The organism is Terribacillus saccharophilus, from assembly GCF_002272075.1.
Classification (GTDB): domain Bacteria; phylum Bacillota; class Bacilli; order Bacillales; family Amphibacillaceae; genus Terribacillus; species Terribacillus saccharophilus_A.
In genome coordinates this window covers 41,475-55,657 of record NZ_NPBJ01000022.1, presented here as the reverse complement: position 1 = coordinate 55,657, position 14,183 = coordinate 41,475, and the positions used below count along the sequence as shown (strand labels likewise).

Annotated in this window: 9 protein-coding genes; 6 read left to right on the top strand and 3 right to left on the bottom strand. The window is 45.5% G+C overall.

The window, feature by feature from the left end; all coding sequences use genetic code 11:
* The first annotated feature begins 71 nt into the window (after positions 1-71).
* The 5 genes from CHH48_RS11435 to CHH48_RS11415 all read left to right on the top strand — a co-directional run bounded on the left by CHH48_RS11435 (position 72) and on the right by CHH48_RS11415 (position 9,678).
* Positions 72-1,037, top strand: a complete 966-nt coding sequence (locus tag CHH48_RS11435) for a ring-cleaving dioxygenase (protein WP_095219268.1) — start codon at positions 72-74, stop codon at positions 1,035-1,037.
* Between the two features lie 190 nt (positions 1,038-1,227).
* Positions 1,228-3,021 carry an adenine deaminase gene (gene ade, locus CHH48_RS11430; RefSeq protein WP_428848884.1) on the top strand — a complete coding sequence of 598 codons (1,794 nt, stop codon included), beginning with the start codon at positions 1,228-1,230 and terminating at the stop codon, positions 3,019-3,021.
* 139 nt (positions 3,022-3,160) lie between these two features.
* Entirely contained in the window at positions 3,161-4,483 is a 1,323-nt protein-coding gene (locus CHH48_RS11425) for a Na+/H+ antiporter family protein (protein WP_095219216.1), read from the top strand.
* A gap of 62 nt (positions 4,484-4,545) precedes the next feature.
* Positions 4,546-5,946, top strand: coding sequence for an amidase (locus tag CHH48_RS11420; RefSeq protein WP_176466420.1), 1,401 nt, complete (start codon positions 4,546-4,548; stop codon positions 5,944-5,946).
* Positions 5,947-6,123: 177 nt separating this feature from the next.
* The gene (locus CHH48_RS11415; RefSeq protein WP_095219218.1) at positions 6,124-9,678 is read left to right on the top strand and encodes a 5'-nucleotidase C-terminal domain-containing protein; all 3,555 of its coding nucleotides are present in this window, start codon (positions 6,124-6,126) and stop codon (positions 9,676-9,678) included.
* Positions 9,679-9,720: 42 nt separating this feature from the next.
* On the opposite strand, the gene nhaC is transcribed toward CHH48_RS11415, so the two are convergent.
* The 3 genes from nhaC to CHH48_RS11400 form a co-directional block, all read right to left on the bottom strand.
* A complete protein-coding gene (gene nhaC, locus CHH48_RS11410; protein WP_095219219.1) occupies positions 9,721-11,118 on the bottom strand; it encodes a Na+/H+ antiporter NhaC in 1,398 nt (465 codons plus the stop codon).
* Positions 11,119-11,224: 106 nt separating this feature from the next.
* A complete protein-coding gene (aspA, locus tag CHH48_RS11405) occupies positions 11,225-12,652 on the bottom strand; it encodes an aspartate ammonia-lyase (protein ID WP_095219220.1) in 1,428 nt (475 codons plus the stop codon).
* Between the two features lie 25 nt (positions 12,653-12,677).
* Complete coding sequence (locus CHH48_RS11400) at positions 12,678-13,673, bottom strand: asparaginase (protein ID WP_095219221.1); 996 nt, start codon at positions 13,671-13,673, stop codon at positions 12,678-12,680.
* Between the two features lie 159 nt (positions 13,674-13,832).
* Here CHH48_RS11400 and CHH48_RS11395 point away from each other — a divergent pair, with 159 nt between their 5' ends.
* Entirely contained in the window at positions 13,833-14,165 is a 333-nt protein-coding gene (locus CHH48_RS11395) for a helix-turn-helix domain-containing protein (protein WP_095219222.1), read from the top strand.
* Positions 14,166-14,183: the final 18 nt, after the last annotated feature.

Genomic DNA, 14,183 nt, shown 5'->3' with positions numbered 1-14,183 from the left:
CATTTTTGTTTGAACTAAGTTACATTTTGTAAGTAACTAATAAATTGTATGTTTAGGGGGCGAAGCAGATGATGGAGCTTCACGGTATTCACCACGTTTCAGCCATAACAGCAAACGCAGCGAATAACTATGATTTTTATACAAGAATAATGGGAATGCGGCTTGTCAAAAAGACAGTCAACCAGGACGATACGTCAATGTATCACCTTTTTTATGCTGACAAACTTGGCAGTCCGGGAACGGATTTGACCTTCTTCGAAATTCACCGTGCTGGTCGCACGTATACTGGGAATAACAGCATTTCCCTTACATCCTTGCGTGTCGCATCAGATAAAGCAATTCATTATTGGGCAGAGCGTTTAGAAGAATATGCTATCCAGTCACAAGAAGTTGAACTGCAGGGGCGAAAGGTTCTATTCTTTGAGGATCCAGAAAAGCAGCGGCTTATGCTCGTTTCGGATGAACAGAACGAAGGCGTAACAGCAGGTGTTCCTTGGGAAGGTACCAATGTTCCGGCGGAATTTGCCATCATTGGACTTGGACCAGTTAAGCTGACTGTACCAGAACTTGCACCGACAGAGCGGGTCTTGCTTGAATTAATGGGATTCCGCAAAAAAACAGAGGCCAAACTTACTGATGGTACGAATCTACATATCTACGAAGTTGGCCAAGGCGGCACAGGCGCTGAAATAATGGTAGAAGTAGTACCTGGATTACAGCGAGAGCGCCCCGGACGCGGAAGTGTACATCATGTAGCTTTCCGTGTGAAAGACAGGGAAGAATTGGAGCGAGCGAAGAAAATCCTTTATGCAGCTCACTTGCCGAATTCTGGACTGGTAGACCGTTATTACTTCCAATCACTATATTTCCGGGAACCGAATGGTATTTTGTTTGAGCTTGCAACAGATGGACCTGGATTCGCTACGGATGAAAATCCGGATGCCTTAGGTGAGACGCTGGCACTTCCGCCGTTTCTCGAAGGGGAGCGGGAGAGTATTGAAGCAAGACTGACACCGCTTGATACAAAAAAGAGATAACAACCGGAAACCGCCTCTGAAGGCGGTTTCTTTTGGTATCAGGGTTGACGCGTATAGCTGATGTATGATTCTATATATAGAAATAAATGCGTATAGGAAAGAGAGTTTCCCGAGCCTGAGTTCCATGGCACCGGGCATTTTTTTACACGTTTATGGGCATAACGTATAAGGATAATAGGAGTTGAACACAGTGGGGAAAAGAACGAAATTATTTGAAGCGGCAAAACGATTGGGTGAGGTTGCATTAGGAAAGCGTCCCGCTGATCTGATTATCCGAGATGGAGTGCTAGTCAACGTATTCACAGGAGAACTGCTGGAGCATACCGATGTTGTCGTTTCAGGTGATCGGATAGCGTTAGTCGGTAAAGCAGTGAAAGAGCATGAAGGACCGGACACAAAAGTGATAGAAGCAAATGGACAGCACATCGTACCTGGTCTTATCGACGGCCATATGCATGTGGAGAGTACGATGCTTTCTGTGACGGAATTTTCCAAGGCAGCACTTGCAAAAGGGACAACGACGGTATTCATGGATCCCCATGAGATTGCGAACGTATTCGGTATTGAGGGCGTTCGTTATATGCACGAGGAAGGGCAGCAGCTGCCTTTGAAAGTGTATACGACCTTCCCGTCATGTGTACCGGCTACAGATGATTTGGAAGATGCCGGGGCAAGCCTGACTGTGAAGGATATACAGGAAGGTCTAACGTGGGAAAATGTTCAAGGACTGGGAGAAGTGATGAACTTTCCTGGTGTAGTGCATGGAGACAGTAAAATGCATGGCGAAATAGCTGAGACGATTAAAGCAGGAAAGACAGTTACCGGTCATTTCCCTTCAGAGGATCCATATGCGCTGCAAGCATATATCGCAGCAGGTGTTACATCTGATCATGAAACGATCGCCAAAGAAGATGCATTAGCTAAACTTCGTGCAGGTTTACATGTACAGATTCGCGAGGGATCAGCATGGCGAGATGTGAAAGAAGTTATTAAGGTAATCACGGAGTATAAAGTAGACACACGCAATATTTCGTTAGTGACGGATGACGTTTATCCGGAAACGTTGATTACAAAAGGACATATGAACCACGTTGTCCGCCGAGCAATAGAAGAAGGGCTTGATCCTGTAACAGCAATCCAACTGGCTACGATTAACTCAGCTCGATATTTTCATATGGAAAATGACATCGGCAGCATCAGTGCCGGTAAATTCGCAGACTTGCTTCTTATAGAAGATTTGCAGCAGATGGAAGCATCCCTTGTTATCGCAGACGGAAGCATCCAGTTTGAAAATGGAGAGCTGCAGCAAGCGTTCCCAGCGTACATATATCCGGATGCTGTGCGAAGTTCCGTTCATCTAGCGCGTGAAATGAAAGCCGACGATTTTCTTCACCGTACAGCTCGTCCAGATGGCGATGTGAAGGTAAATGTCGTCAAAGCAATTGAAGGAAGCGCGCGGACAGAGAAGATGACAGCCACTTTGCAGGTGCAGGATGGAGCAGTACAGATTGATAAGGAACAGGATATTATCCATTTAGCGTGTATCGAGCGGCATAAAGGAACCGGACAAATATCCAATGTTTTTGTCCATGGCTTCCAATTCCAGCATGGAGCAGTAGCTTCGACAGTGGCGCATGATAGTCATAATCTGCTTGTCATGGGTGTAGATCGCGAAGATATGGCTATTGCAGCGAACCGTTTGGCAGAAATCGGCGGCGGACTTGTTGCTGTACGGGATGGCAAAGTTTTAGCAGAATTACCGATGCCGATTGCCGGGCTCATGTCTGACCAGCCATTGGAAACAGTCGTTGAACAAGTAAGTGATCTCGTGAAAGCCTGGGAAAACCTCGGGTGCAGCATAACAGATCCGATTATGACATTCTCCTTGATTGCCTTAGCAGTTATTCCGGAAATTCGAATAACAAACCGAGGACTTGCAGATGTCACCACATTCGAATTGATTGATGTAGTTATATCGGATTAATGAGAGGAAACCAGCAGCAATGCTGGTTTTTCTTATGTCGAGAATTTTCCGATTACTCTCGAATTCATTGACAAAAAGTTGAAACATCTGTTATTGTACTTTAATACTTTACCATAATAAAGCGATGGAGGAATTTGAAGTGAACGCAGTTGTGATCGGTGTTGTTTTAGTACTTATACTAAGTTTATTACGAGTCAATGTAGTATTTTCCCTCATATGCGGTGCCCTCTTCGGCGGTCTTGTCGGCGGTCTCGGGATGGATGGCACATTAACCGCATTTACTGACGGAGTTGGCGGAGGTGCTGAAGTAGCCCTCAGTTATGCGATGCTTGGCGGTTTTGCTGTCGCAATTGCAAGCACCGGTTTGCCCGAGGCAATGGTTCGCGGCATTATTTCTATTAGCGGCAAAAAAGATACTGACTATTCCAAGAAGCGTTCCAGGGCGTTTGTCTTAATTTTGATTTTGATCATGGCATGTTTGTCTCAGAATGCTATTCCGGTGCATATTGCATTTATACCGTTGCTGATTCCGCCTTTGTTGTCTATCTTGAATGATTTGCAAATTGACCGTCGGCTGACAGCGACTATTCTTACATTTGGGCTGGTGACGCCATATATGGCATTGCCTATCGGGTACGGGGAAATATTCCAGGGTCTCGTAGCCAGTAATATTGCTTCAAATGGTTTGGAAGTAACAGCAAATCAAGTTACGAAGGCGATGATTCTGCCTGCATGCGGTATGGTAGTCGGATTATTGATTGCACTCATTACCTATCGAAAGCCACGTGTCTACGAAAAACGTGAGCTGCCTGTTCCAGAAGAAGTAAAAGAAAAGTCTCAATTTAAAGTACGGACATTAATCTTTTCCATTTTGGCTATCGTTGCCGCATTGTCTGTTCAGATTTGGACGGACTCCATGATCTTCGGTGCACTTGCAGGTATCATTATCTTGTATGCAACGGGTACTGTGAAATGGAAGGAAGCAGATGCAATCTTGACAAATGGTATGCGGCTTATGGCATTTATCGGCTTCGTCATGATTGCTGCATCTGGTTTTGCGAATGTTATTGGGGAGACTGGCGATGTCGAAGGACTAGTGAAGAGCGCGGCGAATGCGATTAACGGCAGCCAAGCTTTAGGTGCCCTATTGATGCTAGTGGTCGGTCTTCTTGTAACTATGGGTATCGGATCTTCTTTTTCAACTATACCTGTTATCGCAACTATTTTTGTTCCATTGGCAGCAGAGTTAGGCTTCAGTCCGCTTGCCATTATTGCCTTAGTTGGAACAGCAGGCGCGCTTGGTGATGCTGGTTCTCCAGCATCAGATTCTACACTCGGTCCTACTGCAGGCTTGAACGCAGATGGTCAGCACAATCACATCTGGGACAGTGTTGTTCCAACCTTCTTGCATTATAATTTGCCAGTTATCGCACTTGGCTGGATTGCAGCAATGATTCTCTGACAGTTGAACGCTGGACATGCTAGCGTTATGATACGTGTAGAGGATAAAAAGGGGCGATGACAGTGGAAGGCAAAACAGTACGTGATTTAGTGACGGCTATCAAAGATAAGGAAATCTCACCAGTTGAGGTAGCTTCCTATTATTTGGATCAGACAGAGAGTAAAAATGGAGATATCAATGCGTTCGTTACCATGAATGATAAGTTGCTAGCAGAAGCGAAAGAGGCAGAAGCGGCAGTCATGCGCGGGGAAGAGACAGGACTGCTGCATGGTATTCCAGTCGGGATCAAAGATCTTACACCGGTAAAAGGTATGCGTACCACTTTTGGCTCACCAGCTTATAAGGATCATATCGCTGATCGGGACGCTACGATCGTCAAGCGTCTACGCCAAGCTGGTGCTTTGATCATGGGTAAGACGAACACGCCTGAATTCGGTCATAAAGGCACGACGGATAATATGGTATTCGGTGCGACTGTGAATCCTTGGGATCATTCCAAGACAGCAGGCGGATCAAGTGGCGGGGCCGCCGCAGCTGTTGCTGCAGGAATGGTGCCGCTGGCAGAGGGAAGCGATGGAGGAGGTTCCATTCGTATTCCAGCAAGCTTATGCGGCGTTTTCGGCTTTAAGCCGACATATGGCCGAATTCCGATGGATAACAATTTGGGAAATGTATTCGGATCCAGTTCTCCGTTCGTCAATCATGGACCGCTCTCGAATAATCCAGATGATAGTGCGCTTTTCCTTGAGGCAGTCCAAGGCCCGTCTACGACGGATCCTTTCAGTCTGCCGCTTTTAGACAGTCATATCGGTTCTTCTTACTTAGAGGAACAAGCCCAAGGTTTGCGTATAGCCTATACACCTGATTTCGGAATGTATGCTGTTGACCCGGAAGTAAGAAACGTTATCGAAGCAACATTCGATAATTGGCGGGCACTCGGAATGTCCGTTGAGATAGTAGATCTTAATTTTGATATGGATAGACATGAATTCAATGGATTCTTTACAAGCATGTGGTATGCGTCTTCCGCGGCAGGCAGCGCTAAATTGCTAGAAACCAATCCAGAATGGGTGTCTGATTCCTATCGCGATATGATCGAAAAGGGCAAGCCGTTGATGGCTTCGGATTATCGTGCGTACGAACGAAATCGCTCGACAGTCTGGAACAGGATGCAGACGGTGCTGCAGGATTATGACTTGGTGCTGTCACCGACTCTGGCGGTTCCAGCTTTCGATTATCATTTGTTAGGACCGTCTGTTATTGATGGGCAGCAAGTGAAAGAAGATGCAGACTGGATGATGACACATGCTTATAATGTGACTGGTCTTCCGGCGGCATCCCTGCCAGCGGGACTTTCACAAGGACGCTTGCCGATCGGGATGCAGCTAGCTGCTAACCGATTCCAGGATGCGCGTGTCCTTCGTGCAGCTAAGGCCTATATGGATGCCTATCCACTACGTTAAAAAGCAGCTTCGGCTGCTTTTTTTCTTTTTGCTTCAAATATCCCAGTTGCTTTACAGAAAATTTACCAGAATCATGCCTATCCTCCTATATCAGGAATACTGGATTCCCGCTAGTATGGTAGATGACGGAGTTCGCCAGTATTTGCAACTTACTAATATTTTGGGGGAATCATGTAGATGGGCAAGAGGATCGTATCTGTTTTTGCAATAGTCACACTTATTTGTTCTGGGATTTTACCGAGCTTCTCTTCTGGCGTACAAGCTGCAGAACGTGCTGCGGCACCAATTTTATCGGAGTACGTAGAAGGAAGCTCTTATAATAAAGCCATTGAGCTTTATAATCCGACAAACGAGCCAATTGATCTTAGTCAATTCGAGCTGGCAGGATATTTCAATGGTAATACGGAAGCAACTTCTACATTGACCTTGTCGGGAACATTGGAGGCTGGTGATACATATGTGATTGCCAACCCGCGTGCGGGCGAAGCATTGCTTGCAGCAGCAGATCAGACGAACGGCAGTGTCATTAACTTCAATGGAAATGATGCAGTCGCTCTCCAGCAGGATGGCGCCGTTCTGGATGTGGTTGGCGAAATCGGGAATGATCAGGACACAGCCAAGGATATCGGACTCATCCGATCTACTGACGTAACCGAAGGCAGCACAGTCTTCGTTTCAGAGCAGTGGGAGGTAACGGAGAAAGATACATTCGATACAATCGGCTCTCATGGACAAGAGCAGCCTGGTGAGGAACCTGAAGAAGAGCCAGAAGCAGGTACAGTCCAGCCAGTTGCGGATGTGAAGGGCAAGACTGGTGAAACGGTAACAGTGGAAGGAATTGCTACAGCAGATAATGCAAGTATCGGCGGAGGGAAATTATCAACATTCCTTCAAGACGATACAGCTGGTATCAATATCTATCATACGGATGCAACTGCTTTTCCTGACATTAAAGAAGGCGACCTTATTCGCGTTACAGGGGAAATTACGAGCTATAAAGGTTTGACCGAAATAGAACCAGCAGAAGATGGTATTACAATCGTTTCTGCTGACAATGACATACCTTCAGCTGAAGAGATGACGATCAGTCAGCTTCAGGATGAAACAACAGCCGAACCAGCAGAAGGAGAGCTTGTCCAGGTAGCAGGATACATCAAGGATATTCCGGATAATCCAGCTGGCGGTGGGTACAATGTTCAGTTCATCAATGAAAACTATGAATCTGTGACATTGCGTATCATGGAATCTGCTTTGGATGTTTCGGCTATTGAAGAAGGGAAATGGTACACCGTTACCGGTATCCTAAGCCAATACGATAGCTATCAGATCCTGCCTCGTAAGCAAGAGGATATGCAGGTAGCAGCAGAACAGCCAGAAGCACCTAAGACGGAAGGTACGTACAAAGCAGTTGTAGAATCTGTCACTGACGGAGATACAATCCGTCTCCAAGACTCTGTTTTAGGATCGGATCGTGTGCGTTTTGTAAATGCGGATACACCGGAGACATTTCATGCGATCAAAAATGATTTAGACCAGAACCAAATGGATCATGGAAAAGCTGCGTCAGATTATCTGAAGTCCAAGCTATCTGCCGGCGAAGAGATTACCCTTAAAGTGGGAGAAGAGCCGACAGATAATTATGGTCGTTTGCTAGCACAGGTTATCACAGATGAAGGCGAAAATATGAATCTCGAATTGGTGAAAGAAGGACTAGCAGTTACTTATTTCATCTCTCCAATCGGAGATACAAACGAATATGACACATTCCAGCAAGCTGTTGCGGATGCAAAAGAGCAGGAAAAAGGAATATGGAATCCTGAATCGCCACTGGAGGAATTGCCGTTTGAGTTCCGGGCCCGCTATGATGGCGGTGGTTTGGATAAATATGTTGGAAACTCAGATACAAAGGAATACGTAGTTCCAGCTGAATGGGAATCTATTCCTGTCGAGAAGCGAATCTTCTTCTGGACAGAAGAGGATGCTATTGCGGAAGGCTATACAGCAGCAGACGGTACGGAGCCTCCGGCAAATGAAGATAACCTGGCCGTACAGCTGCTTGGTATGAACGACCTTCATGGCAAGATTGATCAGCAATACGAACTCGATACAAACGAAGATGGTACGATGGATGGTACATTCGGCCGTATGGATTATACTGCCGCGGCTATCAAACAGCGGGAAGCAGAAAATCCGAATAGTTTGCTAGTACATGCTGGAGATATGATTGGCGGCAGCTCACCTGTATCAGCTCTGCTCCAGGATGAGCCGACGATTGAGATCATGGAAGCGATGGGCTTTGATGTCGGTACAATCGGAAACCATGAACTGGATGAAGGAACAGATGAGCTTTTGCGTATCGTGGAAGGCGGGGAGCATCCGAATGGAACTCCTGGCTATGATGGTACAAACTTTGCCACACTTTGTGCCAACTGTGTATACAAAGACAGCGGTGAAACGATTCTTCCTCCTTACAGCATTCAGGAAGTGGATGGAGAGAAAATCGGATTCATCGGAGTGAATACGACAGCATCACTTGGTATGGTCATGCCTGAAGGAATTCAGGACATCACCATTACGGATGAAGTGGAAGCAGTCAATAAAGCAACAGCAGAACTGAAGGAACAAGGCGTTAAGGCTATTGTTGTCCTGTCCCATATGCCAGCTGAGCAGAGTGGAAACAGCGCTACAGGTGATGCAGCCGACATGGCGAACGCAGTTGATGATGAGGTAGATATCATCTTCGCAGCCCATAACCACGCTGTTGTGAATGCGACTGTAGATAATAAACTAATCGTTCAAGCATCTGAGTATGGAAAAGCCTTCTCTGATGTGGATGTGGAAATCGATCGCGAAACAGGCGATATCGTATCCAAGCAAGCTGAAATTGTGTGGGCAGATCAATCCTCCTACACGCCAGATCCGACAGTGGGAGCTATATTGGCTAAATATGCTGAAGAAGTTGCACCTATCATGAACGAGGTTGTCGGTGTCGCTGCTAATACGATGACTGGCGGTTATGCTGTAAAAGGAGAAATAGGTGATAATGCACTTGGCAACTTGCTTGCTGATGGTATGAATGCAGCAATGAATAGTGATTTTGCTATGATGAATGGCGGAGGAATCAGGGATGACCTGTTGGAAGGTGATATCACCTGGGGTGAGCTCTTCAATATCCAGCCTTTCAATAATACGCTCATGACATTCGAAATCGATGGAGCAGATCTAGCGCCTATATTGAATGCTCAAATCACTTCCTACGGTCCGGATTACAGCATAAGCGGATTTACGTATACATGGAATGGAGAAACAAATCAGGTTGTGGATATCAAGCTTCCTGATGGTTCACCTATTGACGAAAATAAAGTATACACACTGACAGTGAATAACTTCATGGGTACATCATTAGGTGATAAGTATCGTCCAATCAGCGAACTCGGCCGTAATCCTGTAATGGGACCAGAAGATCTGGAGGCAACTGTGGCATATGTACGCAGCTTCGAAATGGAGCCCATCAGCTATGAAGCAGAGGGACGCATTTCCGAAGTGGGCGAGGATACACCAACTGAGCCTCCTGTAGAACCAGAGGAGCCGCCAGTAGATCCGGAAGAACCACCGACTGATCCTGATCAGCCGGATGAAGATGATAAGCCGAATCATCCGATTGTTGATTTAGTCAAAGACATAATCGGAACTGTGTGGAATTGGGTGAAGAACCTGTTCTGGCGCTGGTAATGCAAAAACACCTTCAAGCAATAATTGCTTGAAGGTGTTTTTTTAGCTTTCGACTGCTGTTTTTTCTTTGTTGTACCAGATGAACTTCCCAGTATAGCCGTAGATGATAGCCAGTCCGATAGCTACAAAACTCAGCCACATGAAAGGTAAATAAGAGAAAGTGGAAACGCCCAGAATACCGGCCATGTAAATACCGTTATCCGACCAAGGCACCATCCCGGAAGTCAATGTGCCCCCGACTTCTGTGTTACGGGATAGGACACGACGATCAAGCTGCTGCCTATCGTACGTTTTTTCCATCATTTTAGGTGTCAGAATTAATGCAACATACATTGCACAGCCGAGGACATTGCCTAAGAATGCTACGATTAAGGTTGCAACTGTTGTATTACCTGCTGATACAAGTTTCTTTTCGAAAGTGGAAACAATCACTTGCAGGACACCGAGCTTCTCCAAAAGCCCCCCAAAACCAAGACCGAAGATGATAACCATCAAGGTATCGAGCATACCCAACACACCACCCCGGTTGAGGATGCCATCGATGAAATTAACGCCTGTGTCAATTGAGAAGCCGCTATAAGCGGTTCCTAGAGCTTCTGCAAAATTCATTCCCTGGAACAGGGATGCCCAGATTGCACCAAGAAGTGCACCTGTCACTATGACTGGCAAAGATGGTTTCTTCATTGCCAGCAACACAAGTACCACTACAGCTGGAATTAGCATGAGAATGCCAATATCAAAATTATCCATCAGTGCGGTTTTCAGCGAATCAACCCTTGCTTGATCGATATCTTCTCCACCGTAGATGAAACCGGCCCCTGTAAACAGAATAGCAGTGATGATAAACGCCGGAACGGAAAGGAAAAGCATAGCCCGCACGTGCTCAAGCACATCAACTTTGGATAAAGAAGATGCAAGTACCGTACTATCTGATAGCGGAGATAACTTGTCCCCAAAGTATGCTCCAGATAGGACAGCGCCGGCTACGAGCGGCAGCGGCATACCAAGTCCTTCTCCAATTGCCATCATGGCAATACCAGCTGTTCCTGCTGTTCCCCAAGATGTTCCAGTTGCAATAGACATGACAGCACAAATGATCAATGTTGCAAGCAGGAAGATACTTGGATGAATAAATTCAAGACCATAGTAAATCAATGTCGGCACAACTCCGCCAGCAATCCAGGTACCGATCAGTGTTCCCACGGCTACAAGGATTAATATAGCTTCCAGTCCATTTGATATTCCATCCATAATTGACTTTTGCAAATCTTGATACTTATGTCCAAGCCGTATGCCCAAAATGATGACAACAAACCAGGAGATGAAGAGAGCCAACTGAATTGGCAGGTCAAGATAGACTGTAAAAGATAATACTAGTGCTAGAAAGATGCCTAGTACGATGATGATTTGAGTTATTGATGGTAATCTTACTTCTTTCAAGTCCAGTCCTCCTAAAAAGATATTGAACCCGCTTACATATGAAAACGGATAAAAATGTGCAGCGCATACCGTTTTTTAAAAATCGGAACGCACGCACATCCTCCTATTATCTATCAAAAAGCTCCTCACCTGCAATACCCGGTTTCGTCATTTCGTAAGGATTTAAGATAATATCAAGCTCTTCTTCGGTTAATACATCATGTTGCAGGCAAAGCTCACGGATGGATTTGCCCGTAAGGATCGCTTCACGTGCAATCCGCGCAGCAACTTCATATCCCAAATGCGGGTTTACTGCAGTTAGCAAACCAACACTTTTATCTACATATTCCTTCAGCAACGCTTCATTCGCTTCGATACCGATCAGGCAGTTATCTGTGAAGGATCGGAAGCCATTATTCATGATGCTGATGGACTGTAAAAGGTTGAAAACGAGTACAGGTTCCATGACATTCAATTCAAGCTGCCCAGCTTCGGAGGCCAAGCAGATCGTGTTATCATTGCCGATTACTTGGAATGCAATCTGGTTGATTAGCTCAGCCATGACTGGATTCACTTTCCCTGGCATGATGGACGAACCCGGCTGCCGTGCTGGCAGGTTGATTTCATTCAGTCCAGCTCTTGGACCAGAAGCCATCAAGCGAAGGTCATTCGCAATTTTGGACATGTTCATCATACAAACCTTCAGAGCAGCAGAAACCTCAGTATAGGCATCTGTATTTTGTGTTGCATCCACAAGATTCTCAGCAGTTACAAGCGGCAAACCACTGTTGGCAGCCAAATGCTTTACGACTTCCTCAATATATTTCGGGTTTGCATTCAAACCTGTACCGACGGCTGTTGCTCCCATATTGACCTCATACAAGTGCTGGCGTGACTGTTTGATACGTTTAATATCTCTTTCCAGCACACGGCTGTAAGCTTCGAATTCCTGACCTAAACGAATTGGTACCGCATCCTGAAGATGCGTACGTCCCATTTTGATGACAGAATCGAACTGTATTGCTTTCTTCTTGAATTCTCCTTGCATATATTCCATTGTATCGAGCAATCTTTCGAGCATGTTCAATGTTGAAATATGAATTGCTGTCGGAAATACATCATTCGTCGATTGAGACATATTTACATGTGTATTAGGGCTCAAATGCTGGTAGTCGCCTTTTTCATGACCTAGGATCTCTAGGGCGCGATTCGTGATGACTTCATTAGCATTCATATTGATGGAAGTTCCAGCACCGCCTTGAATTGGATCCACGATGAACTGGTCATGCCATTGGCCGTTTATTAGTTCATCTGATGCTTGAACAATTGCATTGCCTAGCCCTTCATACAACCGTTTTACATCCATATTAGCAAGGGCAGCTGATTTTTTCACAATACCAAGCGCTTTGATCATTTCTTCATGGATGCGATAACCAGTTATCGGGAAATTCTCTGACGCTCGCAGCGTCTGAATTCCGTAATACGCATCTTTTATAATTTGTTTTTCTCCCAGAAAGTCTTTCTCAATCCGATAGTTCTCTTGTAAGTCTGCCATGACCTGAACCTTCCTTTTCACTTATTTAAGAGGGCCATATAGTAATATCTTCAGCGATCGGTCTTTCCATCATGCGTTTAACTTCCTTCGGATCAGTGGATTGGCCGAGCGCCCACATGAGCTTCGGAACGATGGCCTCTGTGTTCATATTGCTTGAACGAGTCACCAACTCTTGATTGATGCGGCGGCCGACTTCGTAAATACTCATGTCTTCGCCTTCCTCTAAGCATTGTGTAGTGATAACGACTACAATACCTCTTTCAACCAATTCGTTTATCTTTTCCAGAAGGTCGCGTCCTTCGAATGGAATACCGCCGCTGCCATAGCTCTCAATTACGATACCTTTATACATGCTCGCTAAAGCATCCAATATCTCGGGCTTGAGACCCGGATACAGCCTTAATAAGAGTACATCAGTACAGAGGGAAGTATCAACGGTAAACGGCAGTTTTTCGCTTTGAATTTTTTTGTTATATTCAACCTCATCTTCATGGATGAAGGCGATGTAAGGGTAATTGATGCTTTCGAATGCATCATAGCTTTTCGTCCGCAGCTTGATTGCCCGTGTTCCTTGTATAACGCGGCCATCGAATACAACGTAGACACCCCCGATTTCTTCACAGGCAAACCGGATGGCATCTTTGATATTTTTCTTGGCATCTGTTTTTTGAAATGTAATCGGTATTTGCGAGCCGGTAATCACAATTGGTTTACTCGCATTCTGCAGCATATAGGACAGAGCCGCTGCCGTATAAGCCATCGTGTCGGTTCCGTGCGTGATGACAAAGCCATCGTAAGCATCATAATGATCTTTGACTGCCTCAGCCATCGACACCCAATCTTCCGGTTGCATGTTTGTGCTGTCCAGATTCATAAGTGAGACTGTTTCCATTGTATAATCATTATCCATGTTGGAAACAAAGCTTAACAATTCATTCGCATCTACAGCCGGTGATAGGCCGTTTGCTCCTTCGACTGATGCAATGGTGCCGCCGGTGGTAAGTAATAATAGCTTCTTCATTCCCTGCACCTCTTCTATCTATCTCAAATGTAATTCGCTAATTGCGTACTTTAAACTTAATTATAGAGAAGGAATTAGGGTTAATCAAGAATATATTATTCGTATCGCGTACGAAACGATGCTATAATAATAGGAAGATAATAGAGCGGGGGAAGTAAGATGAATCTGGATCGGCTATCAGAATTAAGGAAAAAGAAAAATTGGTCGCTGCAAGATACCGCAGACCGTCTCGGTATAGCAAAAAGCACTTATGCAGGCTACGAATCCGGATATCGGCGTCCGTCATTTGAGGCATTGATTATGCTGGCAGACTTATTTGGTACAAGCTGTGACGATTTGCTGGGGCGTCATTTTGATAAGCAAATGGAGCTGACGGAGCGGGGGAGTACGAAGCTGACTGTCGATCAAAGGGAGCTAACCGAAAAGGAGATAAGCGGGGCAGTTGCGTTTATCCGGGTAACGAGGCAAATGGAAGAAGAACAGGTATTATAAAACGCGTTGCAGATAGCT

What these genes read in the sequence shown, in the direction of transcription:
- CHH48_RS11435 (WP_095219268.1), top strand. Translation starts at nt 72, where the DNA reads ATGGAGCTTCACGGTATTCACCACGTTTCAGCCATAACAGCAAACGCA.
- CHH48_RS11415 (WP_095219218.1), top strand. Translation starts at nt 6,124, where the DNA reads ATGGGCAAGAGGATCGTATCTGTTTTTGCAATAGTCACACTTATTTGT.
- aspA (WP_095219220.1), bottom strand. Translation starts at nt 12,652, where the DNA reads ATGGCAGACTTACAAGAGAACTATCGGATTGAGAAAGACTTTCTGGGA.
- CHH48_RS11400 (WP_095219221.1), bottom strand. Translation starts at nt 13,673, where the DNA reads ATGAAGAAGCTATTATTACTTACCACCGGCGGCACCATTGCATCAGTC.
- CHH48_RS11395 (WP_095219222.1), top strand. Translation starts at nt 13,833, where the DNA reads ATGAATCTGGATCGGCTATCAGAATTAAGGAAAAAGAAAAATTGGTCG.